This is a genomic window from Bacteroidota bacterium (assembly GCA_020161395.1).
Lineage (GTDB): Bacteria > Bacteroidota > Ignavibacteria > Ignavibacteriales > Ignavibacteriaceae > UTCHB3.
Genome location: JAIUOE010000004.1, coordinates 169,969 through 195,703, shown reverse-complemented (window position 1 = coordinate 195,703; position 25,735 = coordinate 169,969). Strand labels below are relative to the sequence as shown.

The following is a 25,735-nucleotide window of genomic DNA, read 5'->3' as shown; positions in this document are numbered from 1 at the left end:
GATAGTATTACAAATATATTAATTGCCTCAAAAAATTGATATTGCAACGATATAAGATTTTAAATACGAACCTTGGTCTAATTAAAATCAATCGTTATAAATAAATTAGTTCTATATGAGAATATATTTCTAATTTAATTTTATATTTGTTGCAATAATTTAATAAATACATGGCCAAAATGTCTCTCTTTAGTGAAAGAAATAATCTAATCCTTGAACCAGTCTTCCAATTTAATTCTCTTGATAAAAGGTCACGCAATATGTTTTATAATATTGCAGAACCAGTATTTTTCGGAAACGACATCGAAACAAATTATGATCTTCATCGAAAAGCTGCATGGAATTACTTTTTTCACGAGATTAATTATTCAGATTATGGGTTTAGTAACTTTTATGAAAAATGGTTTTTTGAAACCGAATGGTATTCAATTTTCGATCTTATCGAATGGTTGTACAAATTGCTTCCACGATTCGGATGCATCGATCAAAAGACATTCTCTGATCTCATAAAAGCCGTTTTAATTAAAAATAATATTGGTTTCAACTTTGTGAATGGACAATTTATACCAATTACAAACCAAACAGAGATAGATTCAATTCAAGAGACCATCGAGAATGAGAATGCAACTGTTGAATTGCACTTTAATAAAGCTATTGCGTTGTTTAGTGATCGCGTAAACCCGGATTATGTTAATTGTATTAAAGAGTCTATCAGTGCAGTTGAAGCAATGTTGAGAATTGTACTTAAAAAAGACAAAGGAACACTGGGTGAATTGATCAAATTATTGGGAGATTCCTCAGATTTTCCCACCCCTTTTAAGGAAGCATGGTCTAAAATGTATGGCTACACCTCTGACAATTACGGGATCAGGCATGCAGCTCGGGAGGGTGAAAGGATAAATATCGATTTTCATCATGCTAAATACTTTTTAATCATCTGCTCAGCTTTTATAAACTATCTAAAGGCTCTAAAATGAAAGAGGAAGAGGAAAAAGCATTAAAATGTTATAAGGATAATGCTTGGATGTGTCTAAATCTCAAACTTCGAGCTGGTAAGGAACTTGATGAAAAAGAGACTCAATTAGTGCACCATCTGGATTCAGCGATTAATAAAAATTCTTTCGACCGAGAAATTACTGTGTATCGTAGTTTCGCGAGTTCAACACCTAATGAGTATCGTGTTGGATGCGAAGTTGATTTCGTAGCTTATTCATCAACATCCATATCTCAAAAGGTAGCTTGTAAATTTCTCGCCACCTAACTTCGAAGAAGAGATACCAATCTTTCTCAAATTAAAAATCCCGAGTGGGTGTAGTTTTGTTTGGATGGAAGTGGATGAAGCAATTAACCCAGATGAACAAGAAATTCTGTTACCAAGAAACACTCGGATCAGGATTTTAACCCGAAAATTAATAGAAGGATATGACAATATTTTGGCGCTGGATGGAGTACAAAAAGATGATCTGAATTCATTGCAAAACATCACTTGGGAAACTTTTTCCAAAGGATTAAAGCAAGTGTTATATTTATCTGGAAAGGTTCTTATTACTTAAGAATCAAATCTAACAGCGTGACAGAGTATCTCGGATTTTTGAATATTGGATTCAAATTATTTTTAACATTTGAATATAAATTTTAAACTGGCGATCTATGAAAATTGAAACTGTTGACATAAAAAAGCTTATACTCGCATTAGGGTTCAAAGCACAAGAAAATCAAAACGGAATTCACTATAAATCTTATAAAAGGCATGATGGTTATGTAGTAAAAATAGACTTTGAAAAAGAGAAGATCAATTATGGTTCGAGGATAAATTTAGGAGATCAGACAACCTGTAATTTTGATAATAGTGAAAATTTTGTTGTCTTGGAATGTATTGACAGACTTTTAGAAAAAGGTTATCCCCCAGAAAGAATTTCTTTAGAACATAAATGGCCGGTGGGAAGAAAAGAAAAAGGGAAATTAGACATCCTGATTACGGATGATCACAGCAAGACATACTTAATGATTGAATGCAAAACATGGGGTAGCGAGTATCTTAAGGAGAAAAAAAAGATGCTCCAAGATGGGGCTCAACTCTTTTCTTATTTTCAGCAGGATAAAAGCGCCCAATACTTATGTTTGTATTCTTCACGATTATCAGATGGACAATTTGAGTATATAAATGACATTGTACCAGTAGATCCCGAGTGGAGTAATCTCAGTAACCAGAAAGAAATATTTGACCACTGGAACAAGAATTTTAAAGATAATGGTATTTTCGACGATTGGGCAAATGTGTATGAAGTTGAGATTAAAGCCTTAACCAGGGGAAGACTTAAGGAACTAACTCATGATGATAGTGGAAGAATATTTAACCAATTTGCTGAAATTCTTAGACATAATGTTGTGTCAGATAAACCAAACGCTTTTAATAAAATTTTCAATTTGTTTTTGTGTAAAATTGTTGACGAGGATAGAAAATCCGAAGATGAACTGGAATTCCAATGGAAGGAAGATGATTCGGATATAAAGCTACAAAAAAGACTATCAGACCTCTATAAGAAAGGAATGCGGGAATTTTTGGCCAAGAACGTGACTGATTATAACGATCGTCAGGTAGATGAAAAACTTGATTCGCTCGACTCAGATTTGAAAGAACAAATCAAAGAGATGTTTACCAGGATTCGTCTTCACAAGAATAACGAATTTGCATTCAAAGAGGTGTATGACGAAAAATCTTTTTGTGAGAACGCTGTAGTTGTCAAGGAGGTTGTTGAGTTGCTTCAACCATTCCAGATCAAATACCAACACAAACAACAGTTTCTTGGAGATTTCTTTGAACTCTTATTAAATACAAGCATAAAGCAAGAAACCGGACAGTTCTTTACACCTGTACCAATAGCAAAATTCATCATATCAAGCATACCTATTCAAGAAATAATTGAGAAGAAAATAAGCAATGAGGAGATTAACTTCTTGCCGTATATAATAGATTATGCGGCGGGAAGTGGACACTTCTTAACAGAAGCAATGGATGAAGTGCAGAAGATTATAGTCCAGACTGATCACCAAACTCAGAGACCTTCTGTGAGTGCAAAGATTAATAGCTGGAAGGCGAATCCATTTGAATGGGCAAGTGATTATGTCTATGGAATAGAGGCAGATTATCGACTTGTCAAAACAGCCAAGGTGAGTTGCTTTCTAAATGGAGATGGAGCGGCTAATGTTGTGCATGCCGATGGTCTAGATAATTTCAAAAAGAGTAATGATTATAAGGGTAAACTTAAGGAAGTCAGTCACGATGAAGAAAAAGACAACGCTCAGTTTGATATATTAGTTGCTAATCCACCGTATTCGGTCTCATCTTTTAAAAACACTTTGAAATATGGTATTGAGAGTTTTGAACTCTTTGAGTTCTTAACTGATGAGAGTAGTGAAATAGAGTGTTTATTTATTGAACGGATGAAACAGCTTCTAAAACCCGGTGGATGGGCAGGGATTATCTTACCCAGTTCCATCTTAACTAATTCGGGGATCTACACTCGAGCTAGAGAAATAATCTTTAAATATTTTGACCTTAAAGCTATTGTTGAATTTGGTCCCAATACATTTATGGCCACTAATGTAACCACAGTCACTCTCTTTTTGGAACGGAAGGAAAATAGTTATTGGAAAAGAATTGAGACTGGTATTAAAACTTTTTTTAACTCTCCAAAAGAATCAACTATTTCAGGCATTGAAAATGCGTTTAGCAAATATGTAACTGCGACTTTCGGTACAATTAATTTAGCAGATTACATTTCGTTAGTCATGAAAAACCCGAATGCAAACATTTTGAATTCTGAACTCTTCAGAGAGTACAAAGTTTGGTTCGCCTCTCTCAGTGAAATAAAACAGCTCAAAGAAAAAAATGTATTCAAGGAGAAATCGGAATCAGAACAACAAACTGAGTTGGACAAACTTTTTTATGATAAAGTATTCATTTGTGAACTAGAAAGGATGCTGTATTATTTTTTGGTCTACCCTCAGCAAACTGTTCTTATCAAGATTGGGGTTAATGAAGCAGAAGAAGAATTTATCGGTTATAAGTTTAGTTCGCGGCGGAGGCACGAAGGAATCAAAATGTCTTTTGATGATGCGGGGAAAGCCAAAACAAAGTTGTATGATGATCAAAATCACTTGAATCCAGAAAAAGTTAATAGTTATATTTATAAAACATTTATCGGCCAAGATTTTAGCATCGCTCCATCATTGTCGGAAAATATATATAGGTGTAAAACTTATGAACTTATGGACTTTACTAAATTGCCATTAGAGAAGACTATCTCGCTCGGAATCAAGAAAAAAATTGATGCAGTACAGTACTGGAATAGCGGTAGCCTTGTCAGGTTATCTACTGTAGCAGACATTAAAAAAGGCACATCGATTACAAAAAAGGATACAAAAAACGGGGATATCCCGGTTGTGGCTGGTGGGAAAGAACATGCTTATTATCATAATGAATCAAACAGGGAAGGAAACATAGTAACCATTAGCGCGTCAGGAGCTTATTCCGGGTATGTTAATTATTGGAGTAAACCTATATTTGCTTCAGATTGTATAACAGTTAAATCCAGAGATGAAACTGTAATAAAGACAAAATTAATATTTCATTTCCTGAAAGTAATGCAGGGAAATATTTATGATCTACAACGCGGGCAGGCACAACCACATGTTTATGCCTCAGATATCGATAAATTGTTTATCCCATTACCATCTATTTCTATTCAAAAAAAAATAATTAAGCAAATTGAGAAAATTGAGACAAATGCAAATGTAAATCGGGATAAAATTGAAAAACTTAGTAGTGTAATCGAAGAACAAGTTATCGCTTTGTACGAAAAAGGTTATGATTTTAGGAAAATATCTGATTTTGCATTTATAAACCCTTCAAAAAGTGAGTTAAAAGATATTGATGAAAGCACGATTATCTCTTTTATTGAAATGGCTTCAGTGAGCAACAGTGGTAAAATTGAGACAAAAGTTGATAAGCCTCTTGTGGAATTGAAAGGAGGTAGTTATAAATATTTTCGTGAAAACGATTTAATAATTGCCAAAATCACCCCATGTATGGAAAATGGAAAATGCGCCTTAGCCCGAGGATTAACCAACGAGATTGGGATGGGGAGTTCTGAATTCCATGTAATTAGAGTCAAGGATGAACTAAATCCTAAATATCTTTTTACTCTGCTTAATAGGCCGAGAGTTAGGGAAGAAGCGGCAAGAATGATGACGGGCGCAAGTGGACACAGAAGGGTCCCGAGTAGCTACTATGAAGATATGTTAATTCCTTTACCAGAAAAAGCAGAACAAGAAAAATTTGTTTCAAATATCGAAAAGATTGAAAATGAAATAGGCTCATTATACAGAGAAATAAACAATGTTCCTGATGCAATAGATATAATAGTGAAACAGTATTTGGAATGATTCGTGAGTTACTGAGACAGAGTAGCTTAAACCCGTTAGGTAATAGATTGTTTATTAATTGAAATACCTAAACTGGGTCGATCATTGAGTTTTGTAATTTAATTTTAGTCCAAAAAGTCACCTTATTTAGACTCAAAAATTCAAACAACAATGGAGGAAAACATGGCAAGAAAGGTATTTTTCAGTTTTCACTTTCAGGAAGATAACTGGAGAACTGGCCAAGTTCGGAATATTGGCGCGATAGAGGGTAATAAACCTGTACACGACAATGAATGGGAACAAATCAAGAAAAGCGGTAATACCGCTATCAAACAATGGATCGATGAACAGCTTTTTGGCAAAAGTTGTGTGGTAGTGTTGATTGGCCCGCAAACGGCTGACCGGTACTGGGTTCAATACGAGATTGAACGCGGGTGGGAATTGGGAAAAGGCGTCGTTGGTATTCGAATCCATAAACTTCTAAATCAGTTTTCAAAATCGGCATCGATGGGCGACAATCCGTTTACCGGAATTAAAGTCAATTCTCGTATTGGAAAAATTGACTTAGGCAACTTCGTTAAAATTTACGACTCTCCTTCACATTATTCAAGTACCGAAACATACAAGTTCATCGAAGATAACATTACCAAGTGGATTGACGAAGCAGTTTTTACCCGAAAGCTACACTAATGGAAAATCAAATATCAAAACTCATCACCAATGAATCAGATCGGAGAATTATATTCATCAAGGAAATCGATCTGATTCAGGATATCATCAAAAGGATGGCATCAAATTCCTTCTTAATTAAAGGTTGGACAGTCACATTAGTTACGGCTACACTGTTAATCAAGGGAGACGATATACATGTTTTACTTGCTATCTTACCTACACTTGTATTCTGGTTACTGGATTCTTATTTTCTCTGGCAGGAACGATTGTACAGGTGGTTGTATGGTTGGGTAATTAAGAACAGAGCAATCTCAGATGAATTGATCTTTGATCTTAAAGCCGAATCCCGGGCAAAAGCGGAGCGTAGAGCTGATCCCAAAAAGCACAAAAATCTGAAATACTGGAAAGTGGTGTTTTCTCAGACGATTTGGCCGTTTTATGGTATCATTTTGGTTTTAATCGGAATCTATTTCTTGATAATTAACATTTCAACATGTGGTACATAGGAGGAGAAGTGGGTCTACTAACAGAGAGACTTTTATTTGATAGTACGGTTAAGGTAATTCGAGAGGAATCAGAACGCGGATTTGAAAAAACTGCGAGTGAAGCAATAATTGAAAATAACGAAAAGATGAAGAAAGTAGCGCAATATGATTTCTTTATCTGCCATGCGAAAGTTGATGGAAATTTGATTCTGGGATTGATTCGATTACTCAAAGAAAAAGGTTACTCCGCTTATGTTGATTGGATTGATGATCCGCTCCTAGATCGTACTAATGTCACTCCCAAAACAGCTAAAGTGTTAAAACAACGAATCCGGGCATCGAGATGTTTGTTGTATGCTTTCACCGAAAATTCTGAACATTCAAAGTGGATGCCGTGGGAGTTGGGTATCAAAGATGGTCATAATGGGAAAGTCTTAATTACTCCAATAACAAAACAACTTGTTTCGACCTATTCCGGTCAGGAATATTTAGGACTATATCCGTATTTGACTGTTTTTGGATCGAAAGAGTATCCAAATTTGAATTACTTTGAATTGCAAAATATAGATGGAACTAAGCCTAGTTTACACGACTGGATGAATAGATAATAGAAAATTCTCAGTACAACCCTCGAAGACAGACCCCGCTCCGGCGGGGTTTTTTATTTTAAAACAATCCTAAAATATATTTGAAAAATATTGTAAATAACACTTGACAAATATTTGAATAATATAGTTTTTATAAAGTGTGAAGAATGGAATAAAATGAGTAGTAATTAAGCAATCTTCAAAGATAACTATTACTTTTAACTGTTACCCTTTAAATATTGAGGAATTCTGAAAATAAAAAAAGCCTTGTAAGTTGTTAATTTACAAGGCTTTATAGTTGTACACCCGGAAGGAATCGAACCCTCAACCTTTTGATCCGTAGTCAAACGCTCTATCCAATTGAGCTACGGGTGCAAATTTCAATTATTCAGACCGTAAATGTAAGAAAAACCGCTAATTTATCAAAGCACTACTTTCGGTTTCTGTAGTAGATTGCATAAATTCCGATTAAATTAAGAAATTCCTCGTATTGAAAAGGGATTTGCAGATGTGGCATTAATATATCGGCATACCCGCCTGTCACGAAAATTTTGATGTCGGCAGATAAGGCATAAAAGTGGTTATAGACTCTTTCAGCCAGTCCGATGGTTGAATTTATCAAGCCGGAACGAATGGAATTCTCAGTATTGTTGCCGAGAAAACTGCCAAGATTTAAATTATCAACCAACGGCAATTTTGCTGTATACTGATGGAGTGCTGCGTTCATTATTCTCAGTCCGGGAGCTATCATTCCCCCTGTGAAAGAGGGAACCTTGCCAACCTGTAACACATTAACAGTAGTTGCGGTACCCAGATCGAAAGTAATTACATAATCATAATCCATAAGTGCATTATCGATCTCCAAAAGATGTTTTGCCCCGGAGACCGAACAAAGTCTGTCGACTCCAAGCGAATTGACAGGTGAATAGGAGATGGTAAAACCAAAATCGAGGTTGTGATCGATCAAATAAATGTCGGTATTTGGTTGATTTTTAAGGATACTCTCCATCAATGAGGTATTCTTTGGCACGACCGAGGAAACCACCACATCAATTTTGCTGCCATAAATCAGAGGTTTTATCTCCAGCGGATCATTGATGATCATGGTTCTGATCAGTTCGGAGTTATAAAATTCGCCGGTTTTAATTCTGGTGTTGCCTATATCAACAGTAATAACTTTCATATGGCAGAGACATCACCAAATGTGATTGTTTTTTTATCCTCAAAATTATCAATCAGAATGATATGACCTTCTTCGCTCACATCAGTGAAGAGCCCCGTAAACTCTTCTTCACCGGCTTTTACGGTCACTTTGTCACCGAGCATTTTACAGAATTGTTTCCATTCTGCAACTATCTGATTCGGTTCCTCTTCCAGCCGGGCGAGTGTGTACTCAAAATTATTGAGAATTTCTGCAAGCAGTCGTTCGCGGGAGACAGTTTGCTTTAGTTCCATTCTGACAGAAGTAGGTTCGGTCAGATAACCTGATGCAAAATTTGCCTGGTTTACATTAACACCAATTCCAACCGCCACTTTACTGATCCTGCTGCCCTGGGAGACAGACTCACAAAGTATCCCGGCAACTTTCTTGCTCCCGACGAGTACATCGTTGGGCCATTTTAAATTCGTTTTAATAAGGTGGAGGTTTTCTATCGAGCGTGCAACAACAAGAGAAGCTACAAAATTCAACAACTGCGGGTGAGTAATGGATCTCTCTTTAAGATCGACCAAAATGGTGAAGGTCAGGTTTTGCTCCCGGCTCGAAACCCATTTCCTGTCAAGTCTTCCTCTGCCGGCAGTTTGAAATTCAGCCAAAACAACAGAACCATCATACTTTACATTATTTGCACTGTTCAGAACAAACCTGTTGGTTGATTCCGTTTCGTCCAGATAGATGAAATTTCTTCCGATAAAATCAGTTTCAAGTTTGATATCAAACTCTTCAATAGCGAACATATAAAATCCTTTGTGTGACAATATGTCATATAAAACGACATGTTTTATGACAATGTAATAATTTTTGATTACAAAAAGCTGGTTTTTGAGCTGAAAAACAGTTTGGTACGCTTTTTGTAGTGTATAGTCAATTAGAAAAAAAACAGATTTGAAAAACAATTTACGAAAAGGAGAATAAAAATGGGAAAAATCATAGGAATTGATTTAGGTACCACAAATTCCTGCGTTTCGGTTATGGAAGGCAATGAGCCTGTAGTAATCCCAAATGCAGAAGGAACAAGAACCACACCATCTGTTGTGGCTTTTTCTAAAACCGGCGACAGACTTGTCGGCCAGGCAGCTAAAAGACAAGCAATAACCAACCCGAAGAAAACAATCTTCTCAATCAAGAGATTCATGGGAAGAAGAGTTGATGAGGTTACTGACGAATCACATAAAGTGCCATATCAGATCGTACCGGGTGACGACAGAACCGCCAGAGTTAATATCGACGACAAGCAGTATTCACCCCAGGAAATTAGTGCAATGATTCTTCAGAAGATGAAGAAAACTGCTGAGGATTACCTGGGTCAGGAAGTTACAGAAGCAGTGATCACGGTTCCTGCCTACTTTAATGATGCGCAAAGACAGGCAACAAAAGATGCCGGCGAGATTGCAGGCTTGAAAGTACGCAGAATCATAAATGAGCCTACAGCAGCAGCACTGGCTTACGGTCTCGATAAAAAAGGGAAAGAAGAGACTGTTGCTGTGTACGATCTTGGCGGTGGTACATTTGATATCTCCATACTTACCATCGGTGATGGTGTATTTGAAGTGAAATCCACCAATGGTGACACCCACCTCGGTGGCGATGATTTTGATCAGAGACTGATTGACTATCTCGCGGATGAATTCAAGAAAGAAGAGGGCATCGACTTGAGAAACGATCCGATGGCTTTACAGAGACTGAAAGAAGCATCGGAAAAAGCGAAGATTGAATTGTCGTCTTCCGTGTCGACTGATGTAAACCTTCCTTTTATTACTGCGACTCAGGATGGCCCAAAACACCTGGTTCACACCATAACAAGAGCTAAATTTGAGAACCTGGTTGGTGACCTTATTGACCGCACAAAACTGCCCTGCGAGCAGGCGATTAAAGACGCCGGAGTCTCGAAAAGTGAGATTGACGAAGTTATACTTGTAGGTGGTTCAACCCGTGTACCAGCAGTTCAGGAGATGGTGAAGGCACTTTTTGGAAAAGAACCTCACAAAGGTGTGAACCCTGATGAAGTGGTGGCTATTGGTGCATCAATTCAGGGTGGTGTTCTTAGTGGTGATGTAAAAGATGTATTGCTTCTTGATGTTACTCCGCTTTCACTTGGTATCGAGACCCTGGGTGGCGTAATGACAACAATGATTCAGGCAAATACCACTATCCCGACCAAAAAGACTGAAGTGTTTTCAACCGCATCAGACAGCCAGCCTTCCGTTGAGATACATGTGCTGCAGGGTGAGCGTCCGATGGCTTCTGATAACAGGTCTTTGGGAAGATTCAACCTCGATGGTATTCCACCGGCTCCAAGAGGAGTGCCTCAGATCGAAGTAAGCTTCGATATCGATGCCAACGGAATCCTTCATGTTTCTGCAAAAGACAAAGGCACCGGCAAAGAGCAATCGATTAAGATAACCGGATCCGGTGGCTTGAGTCAGGATGATATCGAAAAGATGAAAAAGAGTGCTCAGGAACACGCTGCAGAAGACAAGAAGAAAAAAGAATTGATCGAAGCAAAGAATCTTGCTGAAAATATGATCTTCCAGACAAAAAAGCAGATGGACGAACTGAAGGATAAGATTACTCCCGATCAGAAAAGCAAGCTTGAGGCTGAGATCACAAGACTCGAAGATGCCGTGAAAACGGAAAATACGGAGCAAATAAAATCGGCTCTGGACCAGTTCCAAAAAACATGGACTGAAATCTCTCAGACACTTTATGCCCAGCAAGGTCCCGCAGACCCGAATATGGGAGCCAACTTCAACCAGGGTGCACAGCAACCAGGTGGAGAGACCGGCGGGAAAGAAAAAAATGTTGAAGATGCAGAGTTTAAGGAAGTTTAATCGACAGTTTTCTGTCTGACTTCCCGTAATTCAAAATATTCCAGGAGGCTGCTGAATCAAGGTAGCCTCTTTATTTAATTACTCACCCTCATTTTACCCTTCGTCGTGCATACCCTTTACCTTTCAAAAAGAGCGAAAAAATTCGTATATTTGTAACTCAAAAAAAATCAAAAGGTGGTATGGCTTTACTTGATACTCTCAACGCGCAACAAAAAGCAATCGTAGAATATAACAGTGGTCCACATGTTGTAATAGCAGGACCCGGAACCGGTAAAACAAAGGTCGTAACATACAAATTAGCTTATCTTTTGGATCAGGGAGTTGATCCTGAGACTATTCTTTGCGTTACCTTTACAAACAAAGCAGCAACAGATTTAAAGAACAAAGTCAGAGAACTTCTCGGTAAAAAAGACCTTGAATTTCCCTGGGTTGGCACTTTCCAGTCCGTTATGGCAAAGATTCTACGAGTTGAAGCAAAACAAATCGGTTACTCCACAAGTTTTTCAATTTACGACACAGAAGATTCTGAATCGCTGGTTACGAACATCATCGATGATTTTAACATAAACAGTGAAGCACTAAATCCTCGCGATGTAACAAGAAAGATCAGCTACCTTAAAAATGTTATGACATTTCCGGCTGACCTCCTTAAAAAAGAGGACAGATCGTCAGTTGAAGACAAATTTATCAGAGTGTATCAGGAATACCAGCGAAAAATTCTTGAGAATGATTCGATGGACCTTGAAGATTTGACGCTCAAGCCTTTGGAATTGTTGCTGAATAACAAAAAAGCCTACAACAAGTACAAGAAGAAATTCGATTATTTTATTTTCGATGAGTTTCAGGAAACCAATACGGCTCAGTATGAGATTATAAAAATACTCTGTTCGAAAGCCGGTAAAATATGCGCGATCGGTGATGATTCCCAGAGTATTTACAGTTGGAGAGGTGCCAAACCATCGAATATCCACAGTTTTAAAGATGATTTCACCCGGACTAAAGTTTTTCCACTGGACAAAACCTACCGTTTCACTGAACAGATTGTTAGAGCCGGTGAAGAAATAATTTCCAAAAATGAAAGTTACATCCCGAAGAAGTTATATACTGAGTTGGAGGAAGGGGAGCATCTCTCCCTCATAAAATGCTCGGATGAAAAAGATGAAGCTTATCAGCTTGCGAAATTTATAAAAGACGAGATTGCAGATAACAAATACTCCTATTGTGATTTTGCGATCCTTTACAGGACCAACAATCAGTGCCGTGCCTTTGAAGATGTGTTCGTGGAAGAAGGTATCCCCTTCAAAATTTATGGCGGTATAGAATACTATAAGAGAAGAGAAATTAAAGACCTCATCGCTTATCTGAAAGTGATTATAAATCCCAAAGATGAGGAAAGTCTTCTCAGGATTATGAATTTCCCGCAAAGGGGAATCGGCATGACCACCATAAAAAGAATGATCACTTTCTCCAAAAAACACGAAGTGACCCTGTTTGAAACCATGGGCAGAGTGTTTGAGGTGATTGACATTAAAGAGAGAATCCAGAAGAATGTGAAAAACTTCAAGATTCTGCTCGACAAGTACATCATTCTTCGTGATAAATTATCTGTCGGCGAACTGACCCATGCGCTCGTAGCTGAATTGGAGCTTCAGAGACTGTTCAATGAAGAGACCACGCATGAATCTCTCGATAAAATCGACAATCTGAATGAATTCCTTCTCTCGATTTCGGAATTTTCCAAGAAATATCCTGAAGCATCCATTGAAGAATATTTAAGAATTGTTAACCTGATGACCGACCTCGACGGAATCGATGAATCTGAGAATGCTATCCGGTTAATGACTGTTCACAGTTCAAAAGGAATGGAATTTCCTGTGGTATTTGTTTCCGGTCTCGAAGAACAGCTTTTCCCGTTATCAACGAAATTTTCGCCCGAGGCAACTGTTGAAGAGGAACGCAGATTGTTTTATGTTGCTGTTACGAGGGCAAAAACCAAGGTTTACCTCTCGCATGCAAGAGCCCGGTACAGATTTGGTGAAGTTGCCTACGAAAACAGATCGATGTTTATCAATGAAATAGCAACAACACTTCTAAAAGAAGAGGATGCAAGTCAGAACCGTAAAGGCAGAAAGACAAAAAAAGAGAAAATCATCCAGAAATTCCAATCAATCGGTTATGTGGATTGGGAGCATCAAAAATCTCTGATCAAACAGGGAAGCAGAGTCTTTCACGAGCAGTTTGGTCTTGGCAAGGTAATTTCCGTTATCGGTACCGGCGAAAACCAAAAAGTGACCGTTGTTTTCGACGGCAACAACATGAAACAACTCATGCTGAAGTTTGCGAAATTGAAGGTTCAGAATTGATGCGAAAATCTCTTTTTCTCCCTCTTTTTTTCGTACTGATTCTGATTAACCTCAGTGCTCAGGAATTTAGAGGAACATGGCTTGCGAGAAACAGTTTATCGAGCAAGGAAGTGCTGGCGAAAGCCATGGACAGTCTTGCTGCCAATAATTTTAATACTGTTTTTGTAAATGTCTGGAGCAGGGGATATCCCCTCTGGAAAAGTGATGTATTCTTTCGGGAGACCGGAACCTACATCGACCCGACTTACCAGGGGAGAGACATCCTTGCTGAAGCCATAGTTGAAGGACATAAAAGAGGGCTTCATATCGAAGCCTGGTTTGAATATGGATTTGTTGGAGGATGGACCGGTAACCAGCCTCCCGGAGTAAAGGGACCGATATTCCAGAATCACCCTGACTGGGTAGCCCGCAGAAATGACGGCGGGGAAGTGGACGGCTCAAACTTCTACTGGATGATTCACACCAAGCCCGAAGTCCAGAATTTTCTGATAGCCATGTGTACCGAAATTGCACGAAATTATGATGTTGACGGAATTGAACTTGACCGAATAAGATATTCAAGTCTTTCCTATGGTTATGATCCCTATACAGACAGCCTGTACCGAGCCCAGAACAATGGAAATCCTCCTCCAACCACAGTTTCTGATACATCATGGATTCGCTGGAGGGCAAATAATCTGAATCAGTTCATGTTGCGTACCCGCGATTCGATTAAAGCGATAAATCCGCACATCAATATTTCAAATGCACCATCCCTCTATGCTTCAGGGAGCTATACCTCATATAACACATTTTGTCAGGACTGGATAGGATGGCTTTCTGACGGATCTGTTGATAATGTTCAGGTACAGTCATATGTTGGGACTTCCACTTCCTTTTCATCTATATTGAATTATATAACACAGATTGTCCCCGATATAAATAAAGTTTATCCGGCGTTTGCAATTTCTCCAAACGGAAATACAATTTCAAATCAGGAAATTACTAATTTTGTGAATGTAACCCGAACCAAGGGATTCAAAGGTAATGCAATCTGGTATTTTACTGACCTCGGTTCTGTTTTCCCGTATATCAAACAAAATTTATATCAGACACCAAATTATCCACCTCATTCCACCTCATCGTGGAGATCGCTTTTTCAGATAATTGAAATTAATGACCTGAGCAGAGCTGTTCGAACAGGCACATGGACTTCAAGCAATGTATTCGGTTATAATGGTCCCTCCATTTATACTGATAATACTTCGCCGGCTTCGGTAAAGTACTTTTTTAATGTACCTGCAGACGGGTTCTATGAAATTTATGCCTTCAATGTCACATCCGTGAACAGAACCGATTCTGCCTGGTATTCCGTTACTGACTCATCAGGAAATCCTGTTAATGTGCGACTTAACCAAAATGATGTTAATTTCCGCAGATGGAATAAACTGGGCGATTACTTTTTAAAAGCAGGCGAGAGAAACTGTGTTACTCTCTCGAATACCGGTCTCTCAACGGGTGAACTGCTGAGTGCGGATGCTGTGATGATCTCACTTAACAGGGGTTTGTCACCTTCGGCGGTAAATTCAGTCGAATCCGAAGGATCCGACTTAAAAAAAAAGTCCATTAATTCATTCGAGGTAAAGAGTTACCCGAATCCCTTCAATGGTGAGTTTAAATTGTCTTTTGTTCTCAGTGACGAAAGTCCTGTGGAAATCTCGTTGTTCAACACATTGGGAGAGATCGTATTTTCAAAAAGTGTTGAGAATGTCAAAACAGGTTATAACCAAATAAGCATCGGAACCACCCAAATGTCGAGCGGTGTATATTTAGTTAGAATCAGGCAAGCCGGATACTACGATACGATCAAGATCATCTTAAACAAATAGAAGTTCTAACCAACACAAGGACACAAGAATGATAGCTCCTAAAAAATTAGCCATACTGGTTGGTGGCGGACCGGCTCCGGGAATCAACAGTGTGATAAGCAGCGCGACCATCAGAGCCGCAGTTGAAGGAATAGATGTAATTGGAATCAAGGACGGTTTTCAGTGGATTATGGATGGTGAGATAGGGCACTGCCAGCCACTTTCAATCGATGATGTGAGCAGAATACACTTTAGAGGCGGATCTTTTATTGGTATATCGAGAGCTAATCCGACCAAAAATAAAAAACATCTTGAAAATACAGTAACCTCTCTCCTCCGGTTAAATGTTGACAAATTAATCACTATTGGTGGTGATGATACAGCTTATTCTGCAATGAAAGTTGAAGAAATGGCTGCAGGGAGAATCAGAGTTGTTCATGTCCCAAAAACCATTGACAACGATCTTGACCTGCCTCATGGAATTCCAACCTTTGGATTTCAGACAGCCCGTCACATTGGAGTTGAGATCGTTAAAAATCTTATGGTGGATGCACAGACCACATCCAGATGGTACTTTGTTGTTACCATGGGAAGAAAAGCCGGTCACCTGGCTCTCGGAATAGGAAAAGCTGCAGGTGCAACCCTTACCCTCATACCCGAAGAATTTCCATCTACAACTATCAAACTTGATCATGTTATCGATCTTCTTGTCGGTGCCATAATCAAGAGAATCAGCTATGGAAAAATGGACGGTGTAGCCATCCTTGCTGAAGGTCTTGTGGAACATCTGGATCCTAATGACCTGATTGCATTGGGTGAAGTGGAAAGAGATGCCCATGACAATCTTAGAATTGCAGAAGTAAATCTTGGTGAGATTCTAAAATCAAAAGTTCAGGAACGGCTCAAAGAATTTGGTCACAAAGTAACTGTGGTTGCCAAAAATATTGGTTACGAGTTACGGTGCGCAGATCCGATACCTTTCGACATGGAATACACGCGCGATCTTGGATACTCTGCGGCTCAGTTTATTCTGAATGGTGGAAATGCGGCGATGGTCTCGATTCAGGGAGGTAAATTCGTTCCGTTGTTCTTCAAGGATATACTTGATCCCAAGACCAAGAAGACAAAAATCAGGATGGTTGATCCTTCAAACGAATCGTTCCTTATAGCAAGACGCTACATGCTGAGATTGACAAATTCCGATTTCGATGATCCGCATGAACTGGCAAAATTTGCAGCAACCTGTGGTATTTCACTCGATGAATTCACTCAGAGGTTTCATTATATCATCGAAAATGATATGTTATACAAACACATCAAAGATGGCAAAGTGAAACTGACCGGGTCAAGCGAGAAAGACGAATCAAGCCCTAATTTGTAGGTATTAACAATGAGAAAAGAAGCTTTGATCTTCGGCAGTTCAGGTGCTCTCGGCAGAGGAGTCGTAAAAACACTTCTCAAGGGTGATTTCGATCATCTCTATTTGTGCGATTTGCACATGCCTGAAGATGAATTACCTGCCGTGACAAAAATTGTGACCGGTGATTTATCGGATTCTGCGAATGTGAAAAAAGCTTTCGAATTTGTGGATCCCGCAGAGGATAAGCTTCTTTTCCTGTTTAGTACAGTTGGGGGCTTCGTTGGTGGTAAAATGATTGAAGAAACCACCGACCAGGACCTCCAAAAAATGTTTTCCATGAACTTCACAGCAAATTTCAATATTCTGCGGGAGTTCAAACACAAGGTTGCGAAATGTGCAGGAGGCTCTGCAATATTTACTTCAGCTTATACCGCTTTCGCAGGTGAAGCCGGAAAATCCGTTTATGGCGCTTCCAAAAGTGCCCTTTCACACCTGGTTGAAACCGGATCCGAAGAGGGGAGAGCCATAAATCTCAGCGTAAACGGGATAGCTCCATTCATTATTGATACACCTGCGAACAGAAGCTGGATGACAGACATTGATTTTGATACACTCATCAAGCCTGAAGAGGTGGGTGACCTGCTCCTCTCTGTTTTTCGAAACTTCAATTTCGTTTCAGGAAACATCATAAAATTACCTTACCGGTTTCCGGTACACTTCAATTTACAAAAATAAATAACGAGAACCGGATGAATTCCTTGACTTCGATGTACATTGACGGTGGTGAGTTTATGCACCCCATTCTGATTGTCTTTATATTGGGGCTTGTTTTTAGTTTTGAACGGCTTTACACTCTGCGAAAAGCGAAAATTAACACCAGGACATTTGTCGATCAGGTTAAGAAAACCATAGAGAGCAAAGGAATAGAGGAAGCCAAATTACTCTGTGAGAAGAATCCCGGTTCGGTTTCTGCCGTACTTCACGCAGGTCTTCAAAGGTTTGATGAAGGACTTGACTCGGTCGAAAAGGCAATAATGACTTACGGAGGGATAGAAACCGGATTTCTTGAGAAAGGCCTGGTCTGGATTTCCCTTTTTATTGCCCTCGCACCAATGCTTGGATTTACCGGAACGGTTCAGGGAATGATAGAGGCGTTTGAAGCTATTAAAGAGGCTAACCAGATCTCACCTGCAATTGTTGCCGGCGGTATAGCTAAAGCCTTGATAACCACACTTTTTGGTCTCGTGGTCGCAATGATCCTTCAGGTATTTTACAACTATTTTATTTCGAGAATTGATTCTCTTGTTTCGGACATGGAAGAGAGTTCGGTTCAATTGATCGACAGTCTCTATTCTCTGAAACAAAACACAGTAAAAAAATGACTCTCATCAGACGCAGAAAGAGGACACTCCCTGTTGTCCCGCTTGCATCCATGTCTGATATTGCTTTCCTTCTTCTTATATTTTTCATAGTAGCTGCTACAATCGATATAGATACCGGCATATCCCTTTCATTGCCTGAGTATAAGCCGGAAGAGTCACCTGCTCAAGTGGAAAAAAGTCGAGTAATTGAAATTAATATTGTGAAGGACTCTGTTTTTCTGAATGGCGAACCGGTTTCAAGTAACGGTTTATATACAAGTATACTTGACCGCGTACGGGAGAGTCGTGAAATCCCTGATGACTCGAAACCTGTTTCACTGATACGATACAGTGATGAAACTCTCTACCAAAAATATATTGTTGTCCTTGATAATGTGAAGCGGGCTTATAAAAATGTACAGGATGAGACAGCTAAGGAGAAATTCGGGAAGTCCTTTAAAAATTTATCAGAGGAAGAGAAGAATACAATTACTAAAATTGTACCGGTTTATATCACAGTAGCGGAATTAAAAAAGAAATGATTAATTTTGCTGGCAAACTTAAAAGAAAGAAATCAGAACCCGGAATACCGCTGGCGTCAATGCCTGATATTATATTTATTTTGCTTCTCTTTTTTATGGTTTCTACAGTGTTGAAGGAAATCGATGTAAAAGTGCAATATGATCTCCCTGAGGCAGTCACTTCTGAAAAGTTTGATAACAGACGGCTTACCGCTTACCTGTTTATCGGTAAGGATGGTAAAATGCAACTGAACGACATGGTGGTTACCCTCGATCAGGTAAAAGAAAAAATGGAGGTCATTCGATCTCGAATGAATAATGTCGTGGTACAGCTCAGGGTCGATAAAAATATACCAATGAGCCAGGTGGAGAAAGTTCAACTTGAACTTAGAAAAGCCAAGTGTTTGAGAATTAATTATGTTTCATCACAGAAAGAGGATTTAAGATGAATTTAAAAGAAAAAATTAATGAAGAATTAAAATCAGCCATGAGAAGTGGCGATAAACTTCGCCTCGAAACCATCAGATCCATCAGAGCCGTGATTCTTGAATATGAAAAAAGCGGCAAGGGTGAGCTGAACAACGAAGCAGAAGAACAAAACATCCTCAACTCTTTGGCAAAAAAAAGAAAAGAGGCTGCGGACATCTATCGTTCGGCAAACCGCCCCGAACTTTGTGAAAAAGAGGAGAATGAGTTAAAAATCATTATGGAGTTTCTTCCTGCTCAATTAACTCAGGATGACATCAATAACAAGGTTAAAGAAATAGCCGAAGCCAATTCCATCGCAAAAGGCGGCGAATTCAGTAAGCTGATGCCTGCTGTGATGAAAGAACTAAAAGGAAAAGCTGACGGTTCTTTAATTAAAAAAGCGGTCGAAGAATATTTGCGTGGATAGTGATTGAATTGGATTGATATAATTGTAATTTTATTGAGCGCAGCCTCGTTTTATCTCGGATATAAAGAGGGCTTCATAAAGAAAATTTTTGATGTGATCGGATTTTTTCTTGGGATATTTCTTGCGATAAAATTTGCAGGAGCAGCCGGTGGTGTTTATAAAAGTGTGTTGGGGGTTGCTGACGGCTCCGCAAGCATAATTGGAGGCGTTACAATTTTTATCTTCTTTCAAATTTTAACCGCAATTATTGTAAAAGCCACTAAAATTCATGACAAGGTCAATCATCTGATAAATAAATTAGTTGGAGGATTGACTGGTGTGATACAGATAATTATTTTTTTAAGTGCCATCTTTTTCTTCGCTTCCAAACTTTCTTTTCCATCTGAGGAGACGGGGAAAAAATCTTTTTTCTATGCAAGTGTAAAAAGTGTGTTACCCGGAATAATTGATACAATTATTCCCGATGAGAAGGGGAACATAAAGAAGAAAAGCAGCATAGTAAACAACCTCCTTATCCGGAAATAAATGTTCTACTCTGATAAACTTGAATTCCCCAAAGTTCTGAATTACATCTCCAAATACTGCTACACTCAGAAGGGAAAAGAGATCGTAAACAATCTTCAACCTCTTTTAACTGAGACTGAAATACTCCTTGAGGGGAAATATGTAACCGAAGCGAAAGAACTCATAAATCAACGCGGGTATCCACCCATTAATTCATTAAACGATATTCAGCGGGATATACAATTGTCCAGAGTTGAAGGCGCGGTACTTTCGGCCAAGTCAGTTTTTAACATCTTCGAACTCGCCATCTGTTCCGTAAATTTGAAAAGTTTCCTTTCCCAAAACCGTGACATTTCCCCGCTCCTTTCTGAATTTGCAACATTTCTTTTCGAGGATAAATTATTCGAGAGATATATTTCCTCCATATTTGATCCTTCGGGTGAGGTTAAGGATACAGCAAGTAAAAGTCTGCAGATGATCAGAAGAGAAATTCGGGACCGTTCAGAGGAATTAAGAAGGTATGTAAGCAAAATTGTAAAAGACCTTACCGAAAAAGAAATAACAAGAGAAAACTATCTTACTCTTCGTGACGGCAGACTGGTAGTTCCGGTAAAAGTTGAATATAAACGACAACTCAAGGGCATCATCCACTCCGAATCTTCCACTGGTCAGACCGTCTACATCGAACCGGAAGAAACACTTAACCTCAATAATGAAATTGTATCGCTCAATTTTGCTGAAAAACGGGAAATCGAACGAATCTTGAAAGAAGTCACGGTCAGAATCAGAAACAGTTCCGATGAACTGCTTCTTGCATTTGAGACAGTAACCCGTCTTGATTCAATTTTTGCAAGAGCCAATTATTCGATTGAAGTGATTGGATCCTTTCCAACCTTCAACCATGATGAAGAAATTTCTGTTTATGGAGGCAGGCATCCGCTGCTGATTCAAAAACATGGAATTAAAGGAACCGTTCCGTTTAATTTGAGGATTAAACAGGGTAACTCTGTAATAATTACAGGTCCGAATGCAGGCGGAAAAACCGTTCTGATCAAGAGTATCGGACTTCTGATGCTTATGGCTCAATCGGGCATCCACATACCTGCCGGTCCTGATACAAACCTTCATATTTTCGATAAAATTCTTGTCGATATTGGTGATTCTCAATCAATCGACGACGATTTAAGTACTTTCAGTTCGCATCTTTCCAATATCAAGCATATACTGGAAATAGCGGATGAGTCCACTTTAGTACTGATAGATGAGATAGGAACGGGTACTGATCCAGACTCCGGTGCCGCCATCTCCCGCTCAATATTACTGGAACTGAGAGAAAAGGGAAGTCTGGTATTCTCTACGACTCATCTCTCTGCACTTAAAGCACTCGCTTCAGAGTTCGAGGGCTTTAACAATGCATCCATGAGTTTTGACACATATGAATTGAAACCAACTTATCTGTTTAGACAGGGAATTCCCGGTTCGAGTTATGCTTTTGAGATATTACTCCGTCTTGGCTTTGAAAAGTCGTTTATTGAACGGTCAACAGGATTTGTGCAGGATGTAAATGCAGGCTTGGAAAAAATCCTTCTCGAAGTGGAGCAAAGGGAGCAGGAACTGATGAAGAAACTTTCACATTATGAAAAGGAAAACACAAGGCTAACCGGACTGGCCAATCTTTATGAGAAAAAAGTTCGGGAACTCGATAAAGAGAAAAATAAAATCTTAAAAGAGGCAAAAGAAAAAGCGACGGTTTTCATCGAAGATTCGAATAAAGAGATTCAAAAAGTCATTAAGGATATCAGAGAATCACAGGCATCAAAACAAACCACCTCAAATGCCATTGGTAAAATCTCTGAATTAAAAGGGAAGCTTTCCAAAATCAAGCCGGGGGAGACTGATTCTGCTGAAATTGATGCTTCACCAATAGAAATTGGTGATATCGTCAAGATTAAAGATTCTGAAACCAGTGGTGAGGTAATTGAAATTACTCCTGATAAAAAACATGTCGTTATTTCAACCGGTCCGCTGAAAATCTCCTTCAATGTTGATGAATGTGTGAAGGTTTCGAAAAAAGATCTGAGAAAAGAAAAAAGAAAAAGTTCACAGATCGAAATCAAATCAGATGTCAGTTACAGACTCGACATAAGAGGGGAGAGACCGGTCGATATTGAAAACAGAGTCGAAAGATTCCTGATAGATGCCTATCTGGCGAACCTTGGCAGAGTAGAGATTATCCATGGTAAAGGTACCGGCGCTCTAAAAAAAGCAGTTCATGACATTATTAAAATAAATCCCAAAGTAAAGAATTTTCACTTCGCCTCAGTCGATGCAGGGGGTGAAGGCATAACCATAGTTGAATTTACGGAGTAACAAGTGTATTTCAAAAAGATACTTATAGTTAATCGTGGTGAAATCGCTCTCAGAATTATTCGCAGTGCAAAAGAACTGGGAATTGCCACTGTTGCTGTATATTCAGATGCCGACATAAACGCATTGCATGTTAAATACGCTGATGAATCATATCCTTTGGGTGGTACAACGGCGGCAGAGTCGTATCTTGATATTAACAAAATACTCGAAGTCGCAAGAGTCTCTGGTGCAGATGCCATCCACCCCGGATATGGATTTCTCTCTGAGAGGGCTCATTTTATTGAAGCTGTTGAAAATGCAGGAATCTCGTTCATCGGTCCATCGGCTAAATCTGTGGAGATGATGGGTAGCAAAACCGGGGCAAGACAAATTATGCAAAAGCATAATGTACCATTTGTACCCGGAACTGTCGATCCGCTCGAATCGATTGAAGAGGCAAAAGCTTTTGCTTCCAAAATTGGCTATCCAATTCTGATCAAAGCGTCTGCCGGTGGTGGTGGTAAAGGAATGAAAAAGGTTTATTCTACTTCTGAAATGGAAGAAGCCTTTTATTCAGCAAAGAGAGAAGCTCTTTCGGGGTTTGGTGACAGCACCGTTTACATTGAAAAATTTATTGAAAATCCAAAACATATCGAGGTCCAGATTCTGGGTGACAAGTTTGGTAATTATGTCCATGTATTCGAACGCGAATGTTCGGTGCAAAGAAGGCACCAAAAGATAATTGAAGAATCTCCTTCACCCGTAATGGACAGTATCACACGGAAAAAAATTACCGAGACCGCAATAAATGCTGCCCGGGCGTGCGATTACTACAACGCAGGAACAATTGAATTTTTGATGGATGAGAAGAAAAATTTCTACTTCCTTGAAATGAATACCCGGTTACAGGTAGAACACCCCGTGACAGAACTGATTTCGGGTCTCGATCTGGTGAAAGAGCAGATCAGAATAGCGGCCGGAGAGAAATTGTCATTTACACAAAAAGACCTTAAAATTACGGGTCATGCCGTTGAGTGCAGAGTATATGCCGAAGACCCCGATAACAATTTCCTTCCCTCGACAGGCAGAATTACTTTTCACAGGTTGCCGACAGGACCGGGAGTAAGAGTTGACGAGGGGATAGAGGCAGGTTCTGAAGTTTCGATGTTCTACGACCCGATGCTGAGCAAGGTGGTTGTCCACGGCTCAGACCGTCATTCAGCGATAGAAAGAATGAAAATTGCTCTCGCTTCTTATTCAATAACCGGTGTTCAGACCAATTTGTCTGTTTTATTGTGGTTATTGAATAACGATTCTTTTTTAAGTGGAAAATATTCCATAAATTTACTTGATAAGGAGTTTTTTCCTTTAGTCCCGGGGAAATGGAAAGAAAGTCTGTGCGACGACCTCGAGGATGCTGCAGTCGCACTTGTCTCTATCCTTCGTGATGAAGCACGCAACAGTTCAAACAATGTCCGAATAAATGAGGTATTCAACGATAACAATTGGTACAACGAAGATTAATGCCTGACTATTTTGTTGATGTAAACAAGAAAGAGAAGTCTGTCCGGTTTACGGGACCGGGTACCATTGTGATCGACAACAAACAATATGAGTATCGTCTTGAGGAAATCAACGATAATTATTATTTGCTTCGTTTGGACAACAGAGTTTTTAGAGTAAACAGAGTATCAGGAGAAAACAACAATCTGCTGATACTTATAGAAGGCAGATATTTCGAAACCGAAATAAGGACAAACCTGGAACAGAAAGCCCATCAGGTTCTCTCCAATGTAAAACAGAAAAATCACCACTCATTGATCAAATCACCTATGCCCGGGATGGTTCTTAAGCTTAAGAAGAATGCCGGGGATGAGGTTGCTCAAGGTGAGTCTATCATGATCCTCGAAGCAATGAAGATGGAGAATGATATCAAATCCCCCTTCAGTGGATTTATTAAGGAGATTTATGTCTCCGAACACTCCGCTGTCGAGAAAGGAGCAAAGTTATTTTTAATAGGTTAATCAATAATTATTTTATTCCGGAGGTACTGTGAAAAAATATTTATTCTCTTTTCTGTTTTCTCTAATAATTGGAGGAAATGTAATCGCTGGTGGCTTTCAGTTGAATGAACACGGAGCCAAGGCGATGGCGATGGGTGGAGCGTTTGCCGGTTTAGCAAACGATCTCTCAGCGTTTTATTTTAATCCCGCAGGATTGGCTTTCATGAATGGCATCAATGTGTCGGCAGGTACAGCTCTTATTGCTCCTACCGGTTCATTTAGAGGACCATCACCTTCGATACAGGAATCAAAGATGGTGAACAAGGTGTTTACACCAAGTCATCTCTATTTTTCATATCAGGTGAATGATAAGCTCGTGCTTGGTTTTGGTGCCAATAATCCTTTCGGTCTCGGTACTACCTGGGATAACAACTGGCCCGGCAGATTTGCTGCAGTTGTCACAGAAGTACAGGTTTTCAGCTTTAACGCGGTTGCTGCATATAAATTGCTTGATAACCTCAGCCTTGCTGCAGGTTTTCAGTACAATTTCGCCAATGTAGAGATCACTAAACAGCAGAAACTTGCTCCATTCGATGCCGAAGCACATGTTGATCTAAAAGGAAAAGACATGGCGGCATTTGGATTTATCGTAGGTGCATTGTGGAAACCTTCTTTGGATTTCTCCATCGGCGCAACATACAGGAGCCAGGTTAAGTATGGCTTTGAAGGCGATGTCGTTACAACAGGTCCTGCACAGGTTGCAGCATCGTTACCAAATGCTCCGATTGCAGCAGATCTTACAACCCCTGCTCAGGTTATCGCTGGTATCGCCTACAAATTTATGCCAAATTTTGTAGTTACTGCTGATTTTCAGTATGTCATGTGGTCAAGTTACGATTATTTGACAGTTACATACAAATCAGACGGAAAAGTACTTACTACATCGGAAAGATTGTTCGAAGATACATGGATAGCCAGACTTGGACTTGAGTACAAGTATTCTTCAGCTCTCGCTCTTCGTGCAGGTTTCCTGTATGACAGAAATCCTGTAAAAGATGAGTATCTCGATCCTACACTTCCTGATGCCAATAGACTTGGTTTCTCAGGCGGTATTGGTTACGCTCTTACAAACAATTTGAGCCTTGATCTTGCTTATCTATTCCTAAGGTTTCAGGAAAGAACCATTACCAATTCAAAGATTAGTGCATCCGGTACTGCCGGTTTCACTCCTATGAATGGTACCTACAATTCCTATGCAAACCTCTTTTCATTAACATTTAATTATAAATTTTAATCTGAAGGAGTTAGATA

General features: G+C 39.2%; 23 protein-coding genes and 1 tRNA gene. 21 read left to right on the top strand and 3 right to left on the bottom strand.

What is annotated here, in order from left to right:
* The first annotated feature begins 179 nt into the window (after window positions 1-179).
* The 7 genes from LCH52_08190 (at window position 180) to LCH52_08160 (ending at window position 7,192) form a co-directional block, all read left to right on the top strand.
* On the top strand, window positions 180-977 hold the full coding sequence (locus tag LCH52_08190) for a hypothetical protein (GenBank protein MCA0388459.1): 798 nt from the start codon (window positions 180-182) through the stop codon (window positions 975-977).
* A complete protein-coding gene (locus tag LCH52_08185; GenBank protein ID MCA0388458.1) occupies window positions 974-1,261 on the top strand; it encodes a hypothetical protein in 288 nt (95 codons plus the stop codon). The genes LCH52_08190 and LCH52_08185 overlap by 4 nt, the downstream gene beginning before the upstream one ends.
* Window positions 1,262-1,325: 64 nt before the next feature.
* Entirely contained in the window at window positions 1,326-1,553 is a 228-nt protein-coding gene (locus tag LCH52_08180) for a hypothetical protein (GenBank protein ID MCA0388457.1), read from the top strand.
* 97 nt (window positions 1,554-1,650) lie between these two features.
* A complete protein-coding gene (locus LCH52_08175; GenBank protein MCA0388456.1) occupies window positions 1,651-5,448 on the top strand; it encodes an N-6 DNA methylase in 3,798 nt (1,265 codons plus the stop codon).
* Window positions 5,449-5,610: 162 nt separating this feature from the next.
* Window positions 5,611-6,117, top strand: coding sequence for a TIR domain-containing protein (locus LCH52_08170; GenBank protein ID MCA0388455.1), 507 nt, complete (start codon window positions 5,611-5,613; stop codon window positions 6,115-6,117).
* The gene (locus tag LCH52_08165; GenBank protein MCA0388454.1) at window positions 6,117-6,605 is read left to right on the top strand and encodes a hypothetical protein; all 489 of its coding nucleotides are present in this window, start codon (window positions 6,117-6,119) and stop codon (window positions 6,603-6,605) included. Before LCH52_08170 ends, LCH52_08165 begins: the two co-directional genes overlap by 1 nt.
* A gap of 8 nt (window positions 6,606-6,613) precedes the next feature.
* A complete protein-coding gene (locus tag LCH52_08160) occupies window positions 6,614-7,192 on the top strand; it encodes a toll/interleukin-1 receptor domain-containing protein (GenBank protein MCA0388453.1) in 579 nt (192 codons plus the stop codon).
* Between the two features lie 280 nt (window positions 7,193-7,472).
* Here LCH52_08160 and LCH52_08155 read toward each other — a convergent pair.
* The 3 genes from LCH52_08155 to LCH52_08145 all read right to left on the bottom strand — a co-directional run bounded on the left by LCH52_08155 (window position 7,473) and on the right by LCH52_08145 (window position 9,127).
* Window positions 7,473-7,546: transfer RNA gene (locus LCH52_08155), tRNA-Arg, on the bottom strand.
* Window positions 7,547-7,601: 55 nt separating this feature from the next.
* The gene (locus LCH52_08150; protein ID MCA0388452.1) at window positions 7,602-8,354 is read right to left on the bottom strand and encodes a type III pantothenate kinase; all 753 of its coding nucleotides are present in this window, start codon (window positions 8,352-8,354) and stop codon (window positions 7,602-7,604) included.
* Window positions 8,351-9,127 (bottom strand): biotin--[acetyl-CoA-carboxylase] ligase, encoded by a 777-nt coding sequence (locus LCH52_08145; protein MCA0388451.1) that lies wholly within the window; start codon window positions 9,125-9,127, stop codon window positions 8,351-8,353. Before LCH52_08145 ends, LCH52_08150 begins: the two co-directional genes overlap by 4 nt.
* A gap of 180 nt (window positions 9,128-9,307) precedes the next feature.
* Between LCH52_08145 and dnaK the strand changes: the two genes are divergently transcribed.
* The 14 genes from dnaK (at window position 9,308) to LCH52_08075 (ending at window position 25,718) form a co-directional block, all read left to right on the top strand.
* On the top strand, window positions 9,308-11,221 hold the full coding sequence (dnaK, locus tag LCH52_08140; protein ID MCA0388450.1) for a molecular chaperone DnaK: 1,914 nt from the start codon (window positions 9,308-9,310) through the stop codon (window positions 11,219-11,221).
* A 179-nt stretch (window positions 11,222-11,400) separates the two neighbouring features.
* Window positions 11,401-13,584: an ATP-dependent helicase gene (locus tag LCH52_08135; protein ID MCA0388449.1), complete on the top strand. Its 2,184-nt coding sequence runs from the start codon at window positions 11,401-11,403 to the stop codon at window positions 13,582-13,584.
* Window positions 13,584-15,452: a family 10 glycosylhydrolase gene (locus tag LCH52_08130; GenBank protein MCA0388448.1), complete on the top strand. Its 1,869-nt coding sequence runs from the start codon at window positions 13,584-13,586 to the stop codon at window positions 15,450-15,452. Before LCH52_08135 ends, LCH52_08130 begins: the two co-directional genes overlap by 1 nt.
* 28 nt (window positions 15,453-15,480) lie before the next feature.
* The gene (locus LCH52_08125; GenBank protein ID MCA0388447.1) at window positions 15,481-16,812 is read left to right on the top strand and encodes a 6-phosphofructokinase; all 1,332 of its coding nucleotides are present in this window, start codon (window positions 15,481-15,483) and stop codon (window positions 16,810-16,812) included.
* A gap of 9 nt (window positions 16,813-16,821) precedes the next feature.
* Window positions 16,822-17,526 carry an SDR family oxidoreductase gene (locus LCH52_08120; protein ID MCA0388446.1) on the top strand — a complete coding sequence of 235 codons (705 nt, stop codon included), beginning with the start codon at window positions 16,822-16,824 and terminating at the stop codon, window positions 17,524-17,526.
* Between the two features lie 14 nt (window positions 17,527-17,540).
* The gene (locus LCH52_08115; protein ID MCA0388445.1) at window positions 17,541-18,173 is read left to right on the top strand and encodes a MotA/TolQ/ExbB proton channel family protein; all 633 of its coding nucleotides are present in this window, start codon (window positions 17,541-17,543) and stop codon (window positions 18,171-18,173) included.
* Complete coding sequence (locus LCH52_08110; protein ID MCA0388444.1) at window positions 18,170-18,694, top strand: biopolymer transporter ExbD; 525 nt, start codon at window positions 18,170-18,172, stop codon at window positions 18,692-18,694. The genes LCH52_08115 and LCH52_08110 overlap by 4 nt, the downstream gene beginning before the upstream one ends.
* The gene (locus LCH52_08105) at window positions 18,691-19,122 is read left to right on the top strand and encodes a biopolymer transporter ExbD (protein MCA0388443.1); all 432 of its coding nucleotides are present in this window, start codon (window positions 18,691-18,693) and stop codon (window positions 19,120-19,122) included. The genes LCH52_08110 and LCH52_08105 overlap by 4 nt, the downstream gene beginning before the upstream one ends.
* Window positions 19,119-19,568 carry a GatB/YqeY domain-containing protein gene (locus tag LCH52_08100; protein ID MCA0388442.1) on the top strand — a complete coding sequence of 150 codons (450 nt, stop codon included), beginning with the start codon at window positions 19,119-19,121 and terminating at the stop codon, window positions 19,566-19,568. Before LCH52_08105 ends, LCH52_08100 begins: the two co-directional genes overlap by 4 nt.
* Before the next feature lie 3 nt (window positions 19,569-19,571).
* A complete protein-coding gene (locus LCH52_08095; protein MCA0388441.1) occupies window positions 19,572-20,093 on the top strand; it encodes a CvpA family protein in 522 nt (173 codons plus the stop codon).
* Window positions 20,094-22,442: an endonuclease MutS2 gene (locus LCH52_08090; protein MCA0388440.1), complete on the top strand. Its 2,349-nt coding sequence runs from the start codon at window positions 20,094-20,096 to the stop codon at window positions 22,440-22,442.
* Window positions 22,443-22,445: 3 nt separating this feature from the next.
* Window positions 22,446-23,945 carry an acetyl-CoA carboxylase biotin carboxylase subunit gene (locus LCH52_08085; protein ID MCA0388439.1) on the top strand — a complete coding sequence of 500 codons (1,500 nt, stop codon included), beginning with the start codon at window positions 22,446-22,448 and terminating at the stop codon, window positions 23,943-23,945.
* On the top strand, window positions 23,945-24,445 hold the full coding sequence (locus tag LCH52_08080; protein ID MCA0388438.1) for an acetyl-CoA carboxylase biotin carboxyl carrier protein subunit: 501 nt from the start codon (window positions 23,945-23,947) through the stop codon (window positions 24,443-24,445). The genes LCH52_08085 and LCH52_08080 overlap by 1 nt, the downstream gene beginning before the upstream one ends.
* A gap of 28 nt (window positions 24,446-24,473) precedes the next feature.
* Entirely contained in the window at window positions 24,474-25,718 is a 1,245-nt protein-coding gene (locus tag LCH52_08075) for an outer membrane protein transport protein (protein MCA0388437.1), read from the top strand.
* Window positions 25,719-25,735: the final 17 nt, after the last annotated feature.